The organism is Vibrio intestinalis (genome assembly GCF_025195085.2).
GTDB classification, from domain to species: domain Bacteria; phylum Pseudomonadota; class Gammaproteobacteria; order Enterobacterales; family Vibrionaceae; genus Vibrio; species Vibrio intestinalis.
Map to the genome: position 1 here is coordinate 853,396 of NZ_JANAVY020000001.1, position 18,606 is coordinate 872,001.

Sequence of the window (18,606 nt, forward strand, 5' to 3'; positions counted from 1 at the left end):
CCTGTTATATCTCGACTTTAAAACGATTATATGTGCTAGCGTGCATTGGCAACTTGTAACATATAGGGATATCGTAATATGAAACGTACCGTATTGACTGTTTGTATTAGCGCGCTATTTGCTGGTACAGCAGCGGCTCAAGCAATGAACCTTGAATACTCAAACCAAACGCTAATCCAAGATCTGCCATCGGCATCTGGGATTAACGTCGTAGGCAGCAAGCTCTACGCAGTGGGTGATGATTCTCCATGGCTGTATCAGTTAAACGATGATTTTACCATCGCAGAAAAAGAGCTGATCAAAGAGTATCCAGTGGGTGACAACGGTCGTATCATCAAAAAGGTAAAACCTGATTTTGAAGCGCTCGATACTATTGAAGTGAGCGGCAAGCCATCTTTCGTGATGCTTGGTTCAGGCAGTAAGCTAGATGTGCGTGAGTGGGCTTTCGTCATCAGCCACGACAGAACACTTAAGATTGAACGCTCACTAAAAGCCTTATACAAAGATTTACGCGTCGCGGCTGGCTACTCAGCAGACCAAGAGATCAACATCGAAGGCCTTGCGACATCAGATGACAGTGCATTTGTGATCAACCGTGGTAACGGTGGTTCTAACGTCATTTTTGAAATTGACCTTGAAGAGTTCCAGCAATACCTGAACGGTGAAAAAGAACACGTAGATGATGTTCATGCTTACCATGTAGAGCTACCGGTTGTTGAAGGTTTTGAAGCCGGCCTTTCTGGCGCCGAATACTGGGAAGATACTAACAGCCTAGTGGTGACCGCATCTATTGAAGCAACAGGTGATGCCTACAATGATGGTGAAATCCTTGGTAGCTACGTTGGGGTTGTGCCGCTTAAGAAGCTCAATGACGATGGCAAAATCGACCTAAAACAAGACCTCATTCCATTACTAGATGGTGATAAACGCCTTATCACCAAAGTAGAATCTGTGGCCTTCACTAGCCAAAGTGACAGCAAAGTTGAAGGTGTGCTAGCCAGTGATAACGACGACGGAACCAGTGAGTTCTTTAACTTCAAACTGTCTAAATAATCATTCAGTTAAGTCATAACAAAAAGCCCGCTCAATCAGCGGGCTTTCTTTCACTCAGTGATTAGCACTAGTTAAACAAACCTTTAATCAAGCTATTAACTGCATCTTTAGTCTTCTCATCTTTGATTTTTTCACCAAGCTTCTCGTCGAGTTTTTTCAAACCGCGATCGATTTCTTTCTTGGCTTTTTGCTTGAGTACATCATCAAAGACCAACTTAAACTTCGGTTTAGCCCAACTACCCGATACGTTAACAGGAATGGTGACATCTTTTAGCTCATCGATGTCTTTACCACCTTGCCCTTCTAACGTACCGACAATTGACGTGCTAATAGTGAAATCAACCGTCTCTTGTAGGTAGTTTGCTTGGCCTTTACCACGAACACGAAGCAATGGAGATTGAGCATGCAGGTTATCGGTTGTCACAACGCCTTTGTTTAGCTTCAAGGTTGCCGTCATTTTACTGAAGTCGGTTTTCTTAACTGGCTCTTGATCTTCGAGGCTTTGGCCTTTGAACTTAGCGTAATTTTCACGAATTAACTGAGCAACGTTGATACCATTTACCGCACCATCTTCGAAGTTAATCGCTATGGTGCCAACAAGGTTTTTCTTGATGCCGGTAGGCGTTAGGCTAGCGCCTTTTACGTTCACATCAATGTTACCCGTGCCTTCCAGTTTGTCGTTTTGCGCCACATCCACCAGCATTGGTTGCACTTTCACACCACGGATTTTCTTCACCGCGCTGTATGTAGCAGGGGATTTACGCGCATCAACTGTCGCTGAAGCATTGATTGAGCCGCCATACAAATTCGATGTAAACGAGCTCAATTTAACCAAGCCGCGATTAATGGTGAACTTAGCTTTCACGTTCTGCATTTTGGCGTTATTGGCTTTGAATTTATCAATCGCAATTGCACCAGTCACATCAAGTGTTTTCAAGGCTGAAAGATCCGGCTCTTGCTCAGCTTTAGCCGCAGGAGCACTCTGACTACTGTCAGATTTAGCCGCTGCACCACTTGTATTACTACCCGAACTTGCTGGAGCTTCTGTGCTGGTTGCACCTAAACCTAAGAACTCATCCAAATCAATATTTGGACTGTGAAGATTAAAAGCAATTTTTGGTATCTCACCTAACGTCACGTTAGCATTGCCATCAAACTGAAGCGCATTGAGTGTCAGCTTTTCAAGTAATAGCGTTAAGTGGCTTTTGGTCAAATCGAAAGTGATATCTGAAGTCATATCCACTTTCATTGGTGATTGCGGCAGTGCTGCACCTTCAAAGGTCGCATCCAGCACAAGGCGGCTTAGCTCTGCTTTGGTCATCGCTTTGTCGATTTTTACCGACGCGCTGCCTTTGGTATCTAGGGCTAAGCCTGCGGCATTACCTTTGACTGCATAAGTCAGCTTATTTGGAACATCAAACTCAAACGTTTCGAGTTCGATCTTCGCGCTGTCAATTGTGTTGGCCGCATCTTTATAATTTGCGTCTAGGCTTATGTTACGCAGCGCGTATTCTGCAAAGCCTTTAGCCAACTTGAACTCCGCGCTACCTTGAGCGGCAAAAGATTGCTCATTCATCTCACCTTTAGCGGCAAAATCAGCTTTGCTCCAAGCATCGATTGCAAATTCAGAGACGTTTAATGAAGCATCATACAGTTTAGTGTGGCTGCCTGTTGTTGCATCTTGAATATCAAGTAGCGCGTTCGACACACTGATGCCAGCAAGGCTAATCGTCCACTCTGAAGCAGGAGATTGAGTCGTTTGCTGTTCTGAAGTTGAGGATGACTCAACCGGCGCCTCTTGAGCCGCTGCGTCGCCTTGAGCATTTGCTTGTTGGCTTAACGCATCTAAATTGGTCACGCCATCTTTGCGTGTCTCAATATAGAACTCTGCACCATCAAGATTCACAGTACCAATTTCTAACTGCTTACTAAATAGTGGAGAAACCGACACATCAACCCCAACCTTATCAACTTTGAATAAGTTGGGCTGATTGAAGCCTTGAGGGTTCTTAAGCTCGGTTTTTCCTAGCTCAAAACCAATCGATGGGAAGAATGTCCAGCGAATGTCACCTTCAATCACAAGCTCTAAACCGGTCTGGTTTTTTGCTTGTTCAACAATGAGAGGCTTAAACTGGTTTGGGTTGACCAGTAATACCAACGCTAAGACAGCTGCGACGATGGCAAGAACTGGAATGGCAATGATTAAAGCGATTTTTTTCATCAGCAGTTTCCTTGCTTTAGAAATCAATTCAACGAAAGAAGTTGTTATAAGTATAAACCGTTCCCTTGTGAGACAAGGAAATCTATTTCTTGCGCACAAAAAGAAAGTGGCACTTAAAGTGCCACTTATCTAACAAAAAATAAAGTCTCTCTAGCGAGATAATTATTATGATTTCAGCAATTTAGCAATATGCGCTTTTAACACATCAATCGCGATACGGTTTTTACCACCGCGAGGTACGATGATGTCTGCGTGTTGCTTAGAAGGTTCGATAAATTGCATGAACATTGGGCGTACCGTTGCTTGGTACTGTTTTAGTACTGATTCCATGGTACGGCCACGCTCTTCTACATCACGCTTAACACGACGTAGCAAGCAGATATCTAGCGGAGTGTCCATAAAGATAGTCGCGTGCATCAGTTTACGTAGGCGTGGATCAGTGAGTAGAAGAATACCTTCCAAAATGATCACTTTTTTCGGTGTCATTGTGGTGGTTTCTGTCATACGTGTATGTTCTGAGTAGCTGTACTCAGGAACTTCTACAGGTTGACCTTTAATCAATTGCTCTAGGTGCTCACACAGTAAATCATGATCCAGTGCGTTTGGGTGGTCGTAGTTGGTTTTTACACGCTCTTCCATACTCAGGTGAGTTTGGTCATTGTAGTAACAATCTTCGGTAATCACACCGATTTGATGATCGCCTACTTTTTCACGAAGTTCGTTGTAAATGGTACTTGCGATTAAGCTCTTTCCTGAAGCTGAAGCGCCAGCAATACCGACGATGACACATTGATTATTATCAGACATTCTTCTTGCACTCGATGAATTATTGGTGATCGGTGGCCTGCTAAAAGTTTGGCATGGAAAGGTTAGCAGAGCCAAATTAAACCGCCTGATTATAGGGAGATCACTGCTGATATACCAGTAAGGAATCAGTTTAATCTCACCTTGAGCGTGAAAAGGAATAACCACGCCAAAAGCAATCGTTTACATGGCATAAACAAATATGAAACCAAGACAAGAAAGGGAGCAATCCGCTCCCTTAATTCATCTCGCAAAGTGATTACACTAGCTTAATAGCGATGTTTTCCGGTTTGGTTTTGCCTTGCCAGTACATTTTGGCACATACGCGATCCGCCAATTCGATGTAGCGCTCGGTGTGCTCAGAATCAGGCCGCGCCGCGACAGTAGGTTTGCCATTGTCGATATCTTCACGCACAGAAATATGCAATGGAACTTGCGCCAATAAATCTAAACCATACTCGCTCGACATCTGCAGCGCGCCACCTTGGCCGAAGATATGCTCTTTTTCTCCGCAGTGGCTGCATATGTGGTAACTCATGTTTTCCACTAGGCCCACTACCGGCACATCCACTTTATCGAACATCGCAGCCCCTTTGCGCGCATCCGCTAGCGCTAAATCTTGCGGTGTCGTGACGATCACAGCCGCTGTCACCGGAATTTGCTGCGCTAAGGTCAACTGAATATCCCCCGTACCCGGTGGCATATCAATGATCAAATAATCCAGCTCTGGCCATTCTGTCTCATTAAGCAGCTGCGCCAATGCCTTTGAAGCCATTGGCCCGCGCCAAATTGCCGCTTCATCTTTAGCAACGAGATAACCTATCGAATGGGTGAAAATGCCGTGCGCCTCAATTGGCTGCATCCACTTGTTGTCTCTAACTTGTGGTTTCGCATTGACTTGGCCAATCATCATTGGAACAGAAGGGCCATAAATGTCGGCATCTAACAGACCCACTTTAGCGCCGCTGTTAGCAATGGCTAATGCCAAGTTAACTGAGGTTGTCGATTTCCCTACCCCGCCTTTGGCTGATGTAACAGCAATGATGTTCTTGACTCCTTTAATCGAGGCGTCCACCGTGGTCTCTAATGGCTTTGGCGCTTGCGAAAGTTGGTAATTAAACGCCGCGACCTCACCACTCTCTTGCTGGGCTTTGATCCATAGATCCAGCTCAGACAACAGCTGATTGCTGGCAAAAGGCAAGCAAATGGCGAAATAGCCTTGTGCATCGACACTAACAATGTTCGCGACACTGGCCCATTGCTCGACCAAATTTGAGTGCTCAAACTGACTAAGCCAAACACAAAAATCTTGCTTGGAATTGAATTGACGCATAGGTCCTCCTTACCCCTCCATGCTAACACCGTGTAAACCGCTACAGAACCCTAAAAAAACTATGGTATTCCCCTGCTGACATCTTGGAGTCCCACTAGGGATAAGGTAGTATTACTGTCTATTTTTTTATACCTATCAAAAAGCGATTATTAAGTATGGCAAACGATCCACGTAAATTACTGGTAACTTGTGCCCTTCCGTACGCTAATGGTTCGATTCACCTTGGTCACATGCTTGAGCACATTCAAGCAGACATCTGGGTTCGCTACCAACGCCTACGCGGCAACACTGTAAACTTCATCTGTGCTGACGATGCTCACGGCACACCAATCATGCTTAAAGCGCAGCAGATGGGTATTACACCAGAAGAGATGATCGCAGCTGTTAGCGAAGAGCACCAAAAAGACTTCGCTGGCTTTGATATCAGCTTTGATAACTACCACAGCACTCACTCAGAAGAGAACCGCGAGCTAGCGTCTCACATCTATCTTCAACTTAAGAAGAATGGTTTTATTTCTAGCCGCACGATTTCTCAACTATTTGACCCTGAGAAAGAGATGTTCCTACCGGATCGTTTCGTAAAAGGTACTTGCCCTAAGTGTAAGTCAGACGATCAATACGGTGACAACTGTGATAACTGTGGCGAAACTTACAGCCCAACAGAACTGATTGACCCTAAATCTGCTGTTTCTGGCGCAACTCCAGTAATGAAAGATTCTGAGCACTTCTTCTTCGACTTGCCTCAGTTTGAAAGCATGCTACAAGAGTGGACTCGCTCTGGCTCGCTGCAATCTGAAACAGCGAACAAGATGCAAGAGTGGTTCGAGTCTGGCCTGCAACAGTGGGATATCTCACGCGATGCGCCATACTTCGGTTTTGAAATCCCAGGCGAGAAAGACAAGTTCTTCTACGTATGGCTAGACGCGCCTATCGGTTACATGGGTTCATTCAAAAACCTGTGTGACAAGCGTGACGACCTAGACTTCGATGAGTACTGGAAAAAAGACAGCACAGCTGAGCTTTACCACTTCATCGGTAAAGACATCGTTTACTTCCACTCACTATTCTGGCCTGCAATGCTAGAAGGCAGTGGTTTCCGTAAGCCAAACAACGTATTCGTACACGGCTACGTAACGGTTAACGGCGCGAAGATGTCTAAATCGAAAGGTACTTTCATCAAGGCAGCAACTTACCTTGACCACCTAGATCCAGAATGTCTACGTTACTACTACGCAGCGAAGCTAAACAGCCGTATCGACGACCTAGATCTTAACCTTGAAGACTTCACTCAGCGCGTAAACGCTGACGTAGTAAACAAGATTGTAAACCTAGCTTCTCGTAACGCTGGCTTCATCTCTAAGCGATTTGAAGGCAAGCTTTCTGCTAACTTCGCAGAACCTGAGCTATACAACGAGTTTGCAGCAGCAGCTGACCGCATTGCTGAGCTATTTGAAACTCGCGAGTTTGGCCGTGCTATCCGTGAAATCACAGCACTAGCGGACAAAGCAAACCAATACGTTGATGAAAAAGCACCGTGGGTTGTGGCGAAAGAAGAAGGTAAAGACCAAGAGCTGCAAGACATCTGTTCTGTCGGTATCAACCTATTCCGCGTTCTAATGACTTACCTAAAACCAGTCATGCCAGAACTGGCGGCACGTACAGAAGCATTCCTGAACCAAGAACTGACTTGGGAAGGCGTTGCTGCTCCGCTTGTTGATCACGAGATCACTAAGTTCAAAGCACTATTCAACCGTATTGATCCTAAGAAAGTTGAAGCGATGCTCGAAGCATCAAAAGAAGATGCCGCGGCTGAAATGGCAGCGAAAGAAAAAGCGGAAGCAGAAAAGAACAAAGCAAGCCAAACTGAGCTTGATAAAGATCCAATCGCTGATGAGATCGAGTTCGACGCATTTGCCGCAGTTGATATGCGTATTGCACGTATTATCTCTTGTGAAGAAGTGCCAAAAGCAAACAAACTGCTTAAGTTCCAACTAGACATCGGTGGTGAGACTCGTCAGGTATTCTCTGGTATCAAATCAGCGTACAAACCTGAAGATCTAGAAGGCAAGCTAACCGTAATGGTAGCTAACCTGAAACCTCGTAAGATGAAGTTTGGTATGTCTGAAGGCATGATCCTAGCAGCAGGCCCTGGTGGTAGCGAGCTATGGATTCTTGAACCGCACGAAGGCGCTCAACCAGGTATGCGCGTAATGTAACCTTGGGTTTAACGCTCTAATTGAAAATCCCCGCTAATGCGGGGATTTTTGTTTTTTAGGCTTAAACCCGTGCAATGCCGGGAGTTGTGCTAACAAATTCATCGAATTGCTATGCATCACATCACTTGTTTCTATAGAAGGTATTGATATATATAAATTAAACCTTTAGCGTGTCTGCGAAATACAAGGATTTAATCTCATGTCTGACACGACCATTAGCAATTCAGAAAATCTGCCGTCATCTGCGCCAACGCCAAGCGAGCGCCCTCGTATCACGCTGAACCAAACACGCTCGTTCACTTGGGAGTTTTTACTCACCTTTTCGACGTTTAGTTTCTATTCGATTTTTTATCTTATTCGCACCACCAGTGAACTGAATAAAATCGGTGGCAAGCGCTTTACTCCTTGGCTTTGGATATTTTCTTTATCGCCGCTGATTTCCATTTTCAGCTTGCCGAAGTTGCACTCGGCTTTAAACCGACTTGAAGCTGAGCACCAATCTCCACATCCTTCGAAATGGCACATTGCCACCATTGTGGTGATGATACTCAGTAATATTTACCTGACAGTTTCAGCCAAGCTTTCAACCCCACTGTGGACAGACTTTATCGTTCTGCTGATTTGGTCAGCCAGTTTCGCTTCATTCGCACAACGTATAGCGGCGCTAAAACATGCCGTAGATAATGTAGATTGGAATCCTGAGAACATTATAAAGAAAGTTTTTCGTTGGCTATTTAGTCTCACCATCGTGCCGTTGTACATCTTTACCACCGGTTATGAGTTGGTCGAGTTCTACCAGATTAAAGACGTAACACGCTTCGATGCAAACCAAACTTATACCATCTCGAATGACCAGCGCGTTCAACTGACTTTTGTAGAAGAAGGTTGGTACCAAGCAGAAATTGGCACTTACTCAGATGGCACTGCGGATGCAGAGTTTGGTGGGCCAAATTTATCAACGCACTTAATTCTATTTAGCTACGACAATCTAGAGTCTATCGACGCCCATTTACATGAACGTCGCGCATGGTTGGAAGAGAATATATCCGTCACATCGTGTACCCAAGATAAGAAGCTGTTACCCAATAGCATGACCGTTAAATCTGAGCTTATCTGTAAAGGCCGCTCAATCAATGAAGAAGAAGTGGGCATCTCGATTTTGCTTGAAACCGAACAACGAGTGTATGAATTGATCGGCATATACAGCGCACCGGAATATGAGTTCAAACTACACAATGATGAGTTCTACCAGATGATTGAGGAGTTTAAGCCACTATGAAAACACTGATCATCGCAACGACGGTACTGTTAGCTTTCAGCCCTTTAAGCTTTGCAAACAACGTGACTTGGCAACAAGACTTGGCTGCACCGCAAGCTCTTATTAATCATGCCAATCGACTTAAGGCAGAGTTGGCAGATGATGCTGGATTAACTCGGCTTTCCTATCAGCAACAGTTTGAAATTAATCCTGACTCGGTGGTGCGAACCACGACAGTGATCGATTACTACCCAAGCTTTATTGATATTGATGATTATGGCTCTAAATCTGTTTACTTCGACCAACATCAGCAACAAGTTGAAATTGTGGCGGCAATGACGCTAGACCCAGACGGCAATATCGCAACTGTCGACCCTAAACTAACCAAACGACTTGATACTCACAGTGAAAATACCTTCACTGATGAGCAGCAACTGCTTATCCCGCTGCCTTCACTCACAGAGGGGAGCCTATCGATTGTCACTTACAAAACGACCACTGAGCGCCCGAAAGACAATCGTCATTGGTCACATCAAAGCTACACTCAACGTTCATTCCCTATTCAAGAGTATCTGCTGTCGGCGCAGTGGTCAGATGAAGAAGTGATGCAGTGGCGCGCACAAACTAAAGATGTGGTGTGTAACGATCTCGCCCAAGGATTTCACTGCCAAGGTAAAAGCATTGCCGCTTATAAGCATGACAACGCGACCCGCTGGCAGGATCATATTGGCCGCATAGAGATTTCAGATTTCACCAATTGGCAGCAAGTGGTCGATAAAGCTAGCCAAGCGATGAACCATGCACAAACCAACACCGAAGGCTTAGACAAGGCCTATCAGAAACTCACAGACGACGCTATGCACATCGAAGATAAGATTGGTCACTTACTTCACTTTGTCGCCCGTGACATTCGCTATGTTTCGATGTCTGAAGCAGAACACGCACAAACGCCGCACACTATCGAAGAAACGCTGCGTAACCGCTACGGTGACTGCAAAGATAAATCAACCTTACTTAAAGCTCTGCTAGCCAAAGCTGGTATCGAATCAGATTTAGTTTTAGTGGATACCGACCGATTCAATCACAGCTCAATGTTGTTACCTGCGATGGGGCATTTCAATCATGTGGTCGTCTGTTTTGATCTGTCGTCACAGCGCTACTGTCTGGATCCAACAGATAATTTAACCGACTGGAAAACCACTCCAACATGGATACAAGGTAAAGCCAACCTCGTACTCAAAGAGAATCACCAACCTCAACAGATTGCATCAAATGACTATCGTTGGCGTTTTAATAGTGATATCCGGTTAGCTTTCAATGCTCAAGGTGGTCAAAAAGAGCATCAAACTCGCAGCTATTTTGGCGAATATTCGGCCTACTACCGTCAAGAGCTTGCTTCGCTCAACAATCAAGAGCGACAAGATCACTTGCTCTACGAATATCAAGACGAAGTCAGCGGGCTAGCCGAACCAAACTTCACTCTTGCGCATGTGGATGATATGAACCGTTCACTGACTATCGAATCTCACACAGAGTATGATCCGTTTCTTGAACCTGACGCTAAATTACTTGAGTACACGGAATACGATTCTTGGTTGATGCATGAGTTGGACTCTATGCATTTACGTAATGAGTGGCACAGCGAGTACTTCTCTGGCATCAAAGTAACAAGCCAGTATGAGTTCGACCTCTCCAATAGCCCGTGGAAACTCGACTACCTGCCTTCGACGTTTGATTTTAAGCATCGCTACGGCAGCATGAATCGTCAGATAGACAAAACCGATACAGGGAAACTGAAAGTCATCACTCAGCTAAAAATCCCGGCACAAATGATCACTAGCCAAGAGTTAGAACACTTCAATCGCTTCTTAACCTTGCTACACAAGCATGCTGAAATTAAGTTTACCGGGATAAGACAGTAACGTTACCAAGCGCGGTACAAGGCCGCGCTTTTCTCCCCACCATTGTGATGGATTGCACCAAACTGGCGCAATTTCCTGACAACAAAAACACAATACCCTGAAATATAAGATCTTTTATATTGGCACTCTTTCTGCTGAGTAAAACTATCACGACGGATAAACGTGATGGTGAGAAAGGAGTCTGCCATGTTCGTTATAATTTCATTGATAATTTCATTTGCCGTGTTGGGCTTGGTTTATTTCCTTTCCACACAGCGAACCATTTCCATAGAGCGAAGATTTAATACTCTCATCGCCTTAAGGGAAGTATTGCTGCTGTGTCGCCAACACCGGGCAATGACTCACCATGCATTAAATCAAGATGATACAAGAGCATGTGAGGCTAAAGTCGCAGCTCAACAACTTAAGCTCACTCAAGTTTCTAACCAGCTTGTTTCGCTCGCCGCGTTTGATAACAAAGCCATGTATCGGGTACTCCAGCTTAAGCTTAATGGGCTTCAAACTGAGTGGACCAAACGCAGCATCGGCCGAAATCAGCGCATCCATGGTACTGCGATTCGTCACTGCATGTTTTTGATTGATGACCTAGCGCTCGAATGGCTGATTGAATCAGGCCGTCACGATCTCAGTGATGAATACCACATGAACTGGCAGCAGGTGCTCGACAGCATGGAAGTGCTAACCCAACTGAGGATTTGTATCCAAGAGAGCCACCAGCCAAATGGTCACCTCAGAATAAAGTATTACTGCGATAAAGTGCTACACAAGCTCGACCACCTGAGTTTGATTAGTGCTTTACCAATCCGTTCTCCGCAAGGTGATCAAGTTCAGCAGTTACTTAAGAGTATTATTCAAGAAGATGAATTGCCTATTGATAACCAGCAGCTGTACCAGCTGACCAGCAATGTCTCATCGCTCATCGCGGCCGTGTATGACAATATGCTAAGTGACTTGAGTGAAAGCCTCCATCAGCCATTGCCAGAGCTTGCGCCCAGCCAATAAAAAAAGCCACCCGAAGGTGGCTTAAAGGAAAAGAATACGTTATTGGATTGGATTCTTAGCGAGAGGCTTAAAGCATCTTACGCGCAGCTTCTACAACCACTTTGATTGAGCGAGCTTCTGTCTCTTTCAGTGTTGCATGATCTGGGATTTCTTTTTGAGTACGGTTGATGATTACACCTGCAACACAACCTGCTTTAAGACCAGAACTTGCACACATGGTAAGTAGCGTTGCTGACTCCATTTCAAAGTTCAGCACACCCATATCTTGCCACTCTTTCATAGAGCCTTGGAAACGCTTAACAACACGACCAGAGAAGGTGTCGTAACGTTCTTGACCAGGGTAGAAAGTATCGCTTGAAGCCGTCACACCCATGTGGACTGGCGCGCCAGATTCTTCAACCGCTGCTTTCATTGCTGTTGCAACATCAAAGTCAGCCACTGCTGGGAATTCCATTGGCGCAAAGTGTAGGCTTGCACCGTCAAGGCGAACAGAACCTGTTGAAACAATCATATCACCCACATTTACGTGTGGTTGAATCGCACCTGTTGTACCAACACGTAGGAAAGTACGAACACCAAGTTGTGCTAACTCTTCAACAGCGATAGACGTTGATGGACCACCGATACCAGTAGAACAAACCACAACTGGTTTACCATCAAGCTCAGCACGGTAAAGTGTGTATTCGCGATGACTTGCTAGAAAAACTGGGTTTTCCATTTCTTCTGCGATTTTTTGAACGCGTGCTGGGTCACCAGGAATAATCGCCAGTGTAGCACCAGCAAGATCAGCTTCAGTAACACCTAGGTGGAATACAGCTTGAGACATAGGAAACTCCTTATTGCGGCAAACTCTCTGTTTGGGTTCGCTCGATAGAATCATTGGGTACCAAATTACTCTAACCAACTCCCCACTGATAAAGAGTGATTGCAATCACATACAGCAGAGTAACATTTCTTTCATTTACACATAAAAACGTTTGGCATCACAATTCAATGGTTAGTAAGCACAATTTATTGCATAAAAAAGATAGCCCAGTGGGGGCTACCTTTTCATCTGGTGAGAATGTTATACCTGCTTTGACTTAAATTTAAGCAATCTAAGCGCATTAAGAGTCACCAAAGCGGTTGCTCCGCTGTCAGCTAACACAGCAACCCACAGGCCGGTGATACCCAATAAACTCGTCACTAAAAATACACCTTTCAGCCCAAGCGCCAAAAAGATGTTTTGACGAATGTTGTTGAGCGTCGCACGGGATAATTCAATCATGCCAGCTAACTCAGTCAGGCGATTATGGGTAATAGCGGCATCAGCCGTCTCAAGCGCGACATCGGTGCCTCCTCCCATTGCAATCCCGATACTCGCCGCTTTCATTGCTGGAGCATCGTTAATCCCATCACCAACCATAGCTACATTCGCTTGAGCAGAGAGCGATTCAACGTAGTGGACTTTATCTTGTGGTAACAAGCCCGCTTTATAATCGATATCAATCATCGAGCTAATCGCCGCTGCGCTGCGAGGGTTATCGCCCGTTAGCATGATTGAATGAATACCGAGTTTGTTTAGCACGCTGACCGCTTGTTTAGCATCTTCACGCAATGTATCTTGCCAAGCAATCAACCCCATCACCTTCTCTTGCTCCAAAGCGACGATCACCGTTTTACCTTGGTTTTCAAGCTGCTCTACTTGCTCGCTTATAATAGAGTCTAGCGAAATATCAAGCTTACTTGGCGCAACCGCGCGATAAAGGATGCCATCAACCTTACCTTGAATACCGCTACCAATAAGGGCTTGTTTGTCTTCGGCTTCAGGGAGAACAATTGCCTGCTGTTTCGCACGTTTGACCAAAGAAACAGCCAGCGGGTGACTAGAGCCCACTTCAATTGCCGCGATTTTTTCAATCAAAATGGCTTGGCTGTACTCACCAATCGCGACCACATCAGTCACTTCCGGTTTGCCTTTGGTTAAAGTCCCGGTTTTATCAAATGCGATGGTCTCTACACGACCTAATTGCTCAAGCGCAGCGCCACCTTTAATTAGCGCACCTCGTCGTGCTCCTGCCGCTAGACCAGAGGTAATCGCCGCAGGAGTGGAAATAACCAAGGCACATGGGCAGGCAATCAATAACAGAGCTAAACCACGATATACCCATGTTTCCCATGGCTGAGCGAACAACAACGGTGGCGTAATAATCACAAACAGAGACACTAACATCATCAAAGGTGTGTACCAGCGGCTAAAGCGGTCTAAGAAACGCTCCAATGGCGCTTTACGAGATTCAGCCTCTTCAATGAGATGCAAAATACGATCAATCGCATTTTCACCCTGCTTGGAAGTAATCGTTAGACGAACAACCTTATCCACCACTACAGCGCCAGCCATAACAGATTCACCGCTGTAGCGATCAACAGGAATAGATTCACCGGTTAACGCGCTTTCATCAAAACTGGCCGCATCGCCAATTAATTTACCATCGGCAGGTAGTCGTGCACCGGGCGCAACTTCAATTTCGTCGCCAAGGGTTAGCTCACTCGCGCTCACTTCAACACGCTGACCATCGACAATTTTAATTGCGGTTTCAGGCACAAGTTCCATCAAGGCTTGCACACCACTTCGAGCGCGAGATGCCGCAAATGCTTCTAATCGCTCACCGATTAAAAACAGCAATAACACCATCGCGGCTTCAACACTTTCACCCAGGTATAACGCGCCTAATGCAGCCACGCTCATTAAGGTTTCGATGGCAAAAGGCGTACCTGCTTTCGCTAGCGATATCGCTTTCTTACCAATAGGATACAAACCAGCCAAACAGGTAATAATAAACAACCATTCGCTGACTTGTGGAAACGCAGGTTTGATAAGACCAGCGACCGCCATGGCAGAGGCAATCGCGATAATCTGGCCATTTTGCTTCAAGATATGCAGCCAACCTGACGGCTTCGGCTGAGAAGACTTTTGATTCGGGTCGCTGAAGGTAAAACCAGCATCAAGGATTGCCTGTTCAATGACAGGTGCAATCGCTAAATCATTCGATTTAATCACGAGTTTTTCAGTCGCGAATAATACCTTGGCTTCTAAAATGCCAGAGATTTTCTGCACCGCAGTTTCAACTTTACGCGCGCAGGCAGGGCAATCCATCCCTTCAATCTTCCAGCTTTGAGTAAATCTTGCAGTATTGGAAAGACCGGAGTCGCTTTCCTCATCGGTTGGGTCAGCATTACTGCTACAGCTCTGAGAGCTACAGCAATCACCGCTTGACGCAGTGGCAGTGGCAGTGGCCATCTTAATCGTGGTGATTTTTGGACTAGCGCAAGAGCCAGCTTGCGCAGGGTTGGCCGCGATTTTATCTGAGCGGCACGCATCATGTTTGGTGCACATACGAGAATCTCCTTCCTAGGTACACCAATAGCTTAAACCTTGGATACGACTCCAAGGTCAAGCGGATTTTTCATTGATTTCGCTTGTTACCGCCACTTCATCAATCAACACAGCATCATGACTGCAAAACGGTTGCGAGTTAACGCAGGTAATCGATGGGTCATCTTCAACGATTGGTAATTCGCTGCCTTCGGTAAGCTGCACAATATGGCGATGTAATGCCCAAGTGGCGATCAGACCAAACAAAGTGCTGCCTAATGCTTGCCCATAAAGTACCCCTTCAGCACCAAACCATAAAGCGCCAAAGTGAACAAAAGGTAACGTACCAAGCGTTGCCTTACCCAAGTTCAATGCCGTGGAGTAAAGTGGCTTACCTAAATTGTTGAATGAAGTGTTGGCAACAAACTGCGCGCCATTAAACACAAAACTGATCGCCACAAACGTACAGAAGGTCGTAACAATCAGTGCCGCATCGCCCGTCAAACTAAAGCCAATGACTATCCAACCTTGGACAAAATAAAGAATGATGCAGACCAAAATGGTGTACAGCGTGGTAACGATCAATGAGTTATACAACGTCTCTTTCACTCTATCGTAGCGCTCAGCACCAAAGTTTTGACCTATGATCGGCCCAACAGCTCCTGACAAGGCAAAAATCACCGCGAAACAAACTGGCGTAACTCGACCTATCACCGCAAAACCAGCAACAAAGTTCTCACCAAATTGAGCAATAGACGAGGTAACAATCGCGTTGCCAATTGGAGTGGCGATATTGGTGATAATCGCGGGGATAGCGATGGTCAAAATGGCTTTAAGATTGTTCGACCAAGCGGAAAACGCAAATGGCGCAACCAACTGATGCACTCGAATTAATGGATAAAGTGAGAAGCCCAATACCGTGAAACGCGCAAACACTGATGCGATAGCAGCACCTTCCACGTTCCAATCGAAAACAAAGATAAAGATAGGGTCCAATATAGCGTTGACGATGCCGCCCGATAAGGTTGCCCACATTGAGCGCTTAGCATCCCCTGCTGCACGAAGACCAGCACCTGCGGCCATTGCCAGTGCAAGCACAGGGCCACTTGGCAATAATATTTGTAGGTAAGCTTGAGCGCGCTCGGCTGCTAAACCTTTTGCCCCGATAGCGGCTAATAGTTCAGGAATATGCCAATACATAACCGCACATACCAAGCTACTAATGAAAAACGCCGTAAACATTACGCTAGTGCTGAGTGACCGCGCATGATGGGTTTGCTTAGCACCAATCGCTTTGGAAACCAATGCTCCCATCGCAATCGAAGTACCGATAGAAATCGAGGTTGAGAAGAAAATCAGCGTACCCGCAAAACCGACGGCAGCCGCGAGTTCCACTTGACCAAGCATACTAATGAACAACATGTCGAGCAGATCGACCACGAACAAGGCCATTAATCCAACAGACCCCGCACCAGACATCACCAATATATGACGCATGGTTGAACCTTCTAGAAATTTGGCACTTTGATCGCTCATGTTATTCTCTTCATTAGCCTTAAAACTGAAAAAGGCGCTTTGCGCGCCTTTTATCCGTACCCCATTCTACACTGGATGCTTAAAACACGCATCGATGTTTTTCGCTATCGCTCGAAGTACATCTTTACGAGTAATAATACCGACCAACCGTCCATTATCGATAACGGGGTAAACTTTAGGCTTACCTATCTTCATCATTTCCGCTAACTCGATAATGTTCATATCTGGCGATACTGAAAGCACTTCTGGGTGCATACAATCACTGACGATATGCGTATCTTGGCAGAAGTAACTCACTTTGATCAATTTTTCTAACAAGTCTTGTCCTGACAAAAAGCCAATCACTTCTTCTTTTTCATTGATGACTGGACCACCAAGATAATCAGATCCCATCACTTTATCTAAAGCTGCACTTAGCGACATTTCTGGTTTAAACGTCACCGCTTGCAGTGTCATATAATCTCTTACTTTTAGCGATTCCATGTTGGTCTCCTTATGTACAACCGACATTGCATTATTCAAACAATACTGAGAGATTTGTCTCTTAAACTAAGTGTCGTCTAATTTCTTGATTTTACTAAATGGGAAGCGACAATTTTTCTAATAGGCAAAATCTATCGCTATTGCTGAGAGCGTATAAATCGGTATAAGCAGCGCCGCGTTCAGATAAAAAAACGGCCCCCAGATTACTCTGGTGGCCGCTTAAAAATCGTTTAAGTTACGAAGCTATTGTTGCCAGCGCTCTGCCGCTTTGGCATCTGAATCACGCGAGTCGACCCAGCGTGTTGACTCTGTCGTGCGCTCTTTCTTCCAAAACGGAGCTTTGGTCTTTAGATAGTCCATCACAAACTCACACGCTTCAAATGCAGCGCCGCGGTGTGCACTTGCCACACCCACGAATACAATTTGATCACCGATATCTAAATCACCAACGCGATGAATCACGCGTACGCCCTGCAGTGGCCAACGCTTTTCAGCTGCATCACAGATTTCCGCCAGAGCTTTTTCCGTCATCCCCGGGTAATGCTCCAGTGACAAGCCTGTGACATTATCACCAAGGTTCATGTCTCTAACTTTGCCAACAAAAGTAACCACTGCGCCTGATGCACTGCCTTGCGCCAGTTGCTGATATTCAGCACCAACATCAAAATCTTCAACCATTACCGCTACGCGAGAGTCCATATTAGCCTCCGGTTACGGGTGGGAAGAAAGCGACTTCATCGCCTTGTGTTACCGGATGATCCAGCGGCACAATAGATTGATTCACAGCAGCAAGTAGCTTACCCGGCTCTAGTGCCAAATCCCACTTACCCTCTTGTTGAGACAAATGAGCGCGAATCTGTTCTACCGTTGTAAACTCTTGTGTCAGCTCTAGCTCATCAATCCCAACCAGTTCGCGAGTTTGGGCGAAGAATAAAACTTTAATCATGCTTCCACCTTAAAGTGACCCGACTTACCACCGGTTTTCTCTAGTAAGCGAACTTGGCCAATTACCATATCTTTTTGCACTGCTTTACACATGTCGTAAATGGTCAAAGCCGCCACTGACGCCGCAGTTAACGCTTCCATCTCAACGCCAGTTTTACCCGCAAGCTTACAAACAGATTCAATACGAACCATGTTTTCAGCTTCAATGGCTTCGAGCTGAACTTCTACTTTCGACAAAAGCAGAGGATGGCACAGTGGGATCAAATCCCAAGTTTTCTTAGCCGCTTGGATACCAGCAATACGTGCGGTCGCGAATACATCACCTTTATGATGCTGACCAGAAGTAATCAGGTTTAGCGTTTCAGGCGCCATGTGCACAAAAGCTTCAGCGCGCGCTTCACGCACAGTTTCAGCCTTAGCTGACACATCAACCATGTTTGCTTCGCCAGAGGCATTAATATGAGTAAATTGGCTCATG

At 45.6% G+C, this 18,606-nt stretch carries 15 protein-coding genes; 5 read left to right on the top strand and 10 right to left on the bottom strand.

Annotated elements, in window-relative coordinates; genetic code table 11:
• The first annotated feature begins 78 nt into the window (after window positions 1-78).
• On the top strand, window positions 79-1,053 hold the full coding sequence (locus tag MU515_RS03745) for a DUF6929 family protein (RefSeq protein WP_260259009.1): 975 nt from the start codon (window positions 79-81) through the stop codon (window positions 1,051-1,053).
• 67 nt (window positions 1,054-1,120) lie between these two features.
• On the opposite strand, the gene MU515_RS03750 is transcribed toward MU515_RS03745, so the two are convergent.
• From MU515_RS03750 to apbC, 3 genes are all read right to left on the bottom strand, one after another.
• Complete coding sequence (locus tag MU515_RS03750) at window positions 1,121-3,274, bottom strand: AsmA family protein (protein ID WP_260259010.1); 2,154 nt, start codon at window positions 3,272-3,274, stop codon at window positions 1,121-1,123.
• Window positions 3,275-3,439: 165 nt separating this feature from the next.
• Window positions 3,440-4,081 (bottom strand): uridine kinase, encoded by a 642-nt coding sequence (gene udk / locus MU515_RS03755; RefSeq protein WP_260259011.1) that lies wholly within the window; start codon window positions 4,079-4,081, stop codon window positions 3,440-3,442.
• Between the two features lie 256 nt (window positions 4,082-4,337).
• Entirely contained in the window at window positions 4,338-5,411 is a 1,074-nt protein-coding gene (gene apbC, locus MU515_RS03760; RefSeq protein WP_260259013.1) for an iron-sulfur cluster carrier protein ApbC, read from the bottom strand.
• Window positions 5,412-5,566: 155 nt separating this feature from the next.
• On the opposite strand from apbC, the gene metG reads away from it, so the two are divergent.
• From metG to MU515_RS03780, 4 genes are all read left to right on the top strand, one after another.
• The gene (gene metG / locus MU515_RS03765) at window positions 5,567-7,627 is read left to right on the top strand and encodes a methionine--tRNA ligase (RefSeq protein WP_260259014.1); all 2,061 of its coding nucleotides are present in this window, start codon (window positions 5,567-5,569) and stop codon (window positions 7,625-7,627) included.
• Window positions 7,628-7,826: 199 nt separating this feature from the next.
• Window positions 7,827-8,906, top strand: a complete 1,080-nt coding sequence (locus MU515_RS03770) for a hypothetical protein (protein WP_260259015.1) — start codon at window positions 7,827-7,829, stop codon at window positions 8,904-8,906.
• A complete protein-coding gene (locus MU515_RS03775) occupies window positions 8,903-10,807 on the top strand; it encodes a DUF3857 domain-containing protein (protein WP_260259016.1) in 1,905 nt (634 codons plus the stop codon). Before MU515_RS03770 ends, MU515_RS03775 begins: the two co-directional genes overlap by 4 nt.
• 186 nt (window positions 10,808-10,993) lie before the next feature.
• Window positions 10,994-11,809, top strand: coding sequence for a hypothetical protein (locus tag MU515_RS03780; protein ID WP_260259017.1), 816 nt, complete (start codon window positions 10,994-10,996; stop codon window positions 11,807-11,809).
• Window positions 11,810-11,876: 67 nt separating this feature from the next.
• On the opposite strand, the gene udp is transcribed toward MU515_RS03780, so the two are convergent.
• From udp to moaC, 7 genes are all read right to left on the bottom strand, one after another.
• Window positions 11,877-12,635: a uridine phosphorylase gene (gene udp / locus MU515_RS03785; RefSeq protein WP_260259018.1), complete on the bottom strand. Its 759-nt coding sequence runs from the start codon at window positions 12,633-12,635 to the stop codon at window positions 11,877-11,879.
• A 240-nt stretch (window positions 12,636-12,875) separates the two neighbouring features.
• Window positions 12,876-15,185, bottom strand: coding sequence for a zinc/cadmium/mercury/lead-transporting ATPase (locus MU515_RS03790; RefSeq protein ID WP_260259019.1), 2,310 nt, complete (start codon window positions 15,183-15,185; stop codon window positions 12,876-12,878).
• 57 nt (window positions 15,186-15,242) lie between these two features.
• Window positions 15,243-16,700, bottom strand: a complete 1,458-nt coding sequence (locus MU515_RS03795; protein ID WP_260259020.1) for an MATE family efflux transporter — start codon at window positions 16,698-16,700, stop codon at window positions 15,243-15,245.
• A gap of 66 nt (window positions 16,701-16,766) precedes the next feature.
• Complete coding sequence (locus tag MU515_RS03800; protein WP_260259021.1) at window positions 16,767-17,183, bottom strand: CBS domain-containing protein; 417 nt, start codon at window positions 17,181-17,183, stop codon at window positions 16,767-16,769.
• A 243-nt stretch (window positions 17,184-17,426) separates the two neighbouring features.
• Window positions 17,427-17,882: a molybdopterin synthase catalytic subunit MoaE gene (moaE, locus tag MU515_RS03805; RefSeq protein ID WP_260259022.1), complete on the bottom strand. Its 456-nt coding sequence runs from the start codon at window positions 17,880-17,882 to the stop codon at window positions 17,427-17,429.
• A 1-nt stretch (window position 17,883) separates the two neighbouring features.
• Window positions 17,884-18,129: a molybdopterin synthase sulfur carrier subunit gene (gene moaD / locus MU515_RS03810; protein WP_260259023.1), complete on the bottom strand. Its 246-nt coding sequence runs from the start codon at window positions 18,127-18,129 to the stop codon at window positions 17,884-17,886.
• A complete protein-coding gene (moaC, locus tag MU515_RS03815; protein WP_260259024.1) occupies window positions 18,126-18,605 on the bottom strand; it encodes a cyclic pyranopterin monophosphate synthase MoaC in 480 nt (159 codons plus the stop codon). Before moaC ends, moaD begins: the two co-directional genes overlap by 4 nt.
• Between the last annotated feature and the right edge of the window lies 1 nt (window position 18,606).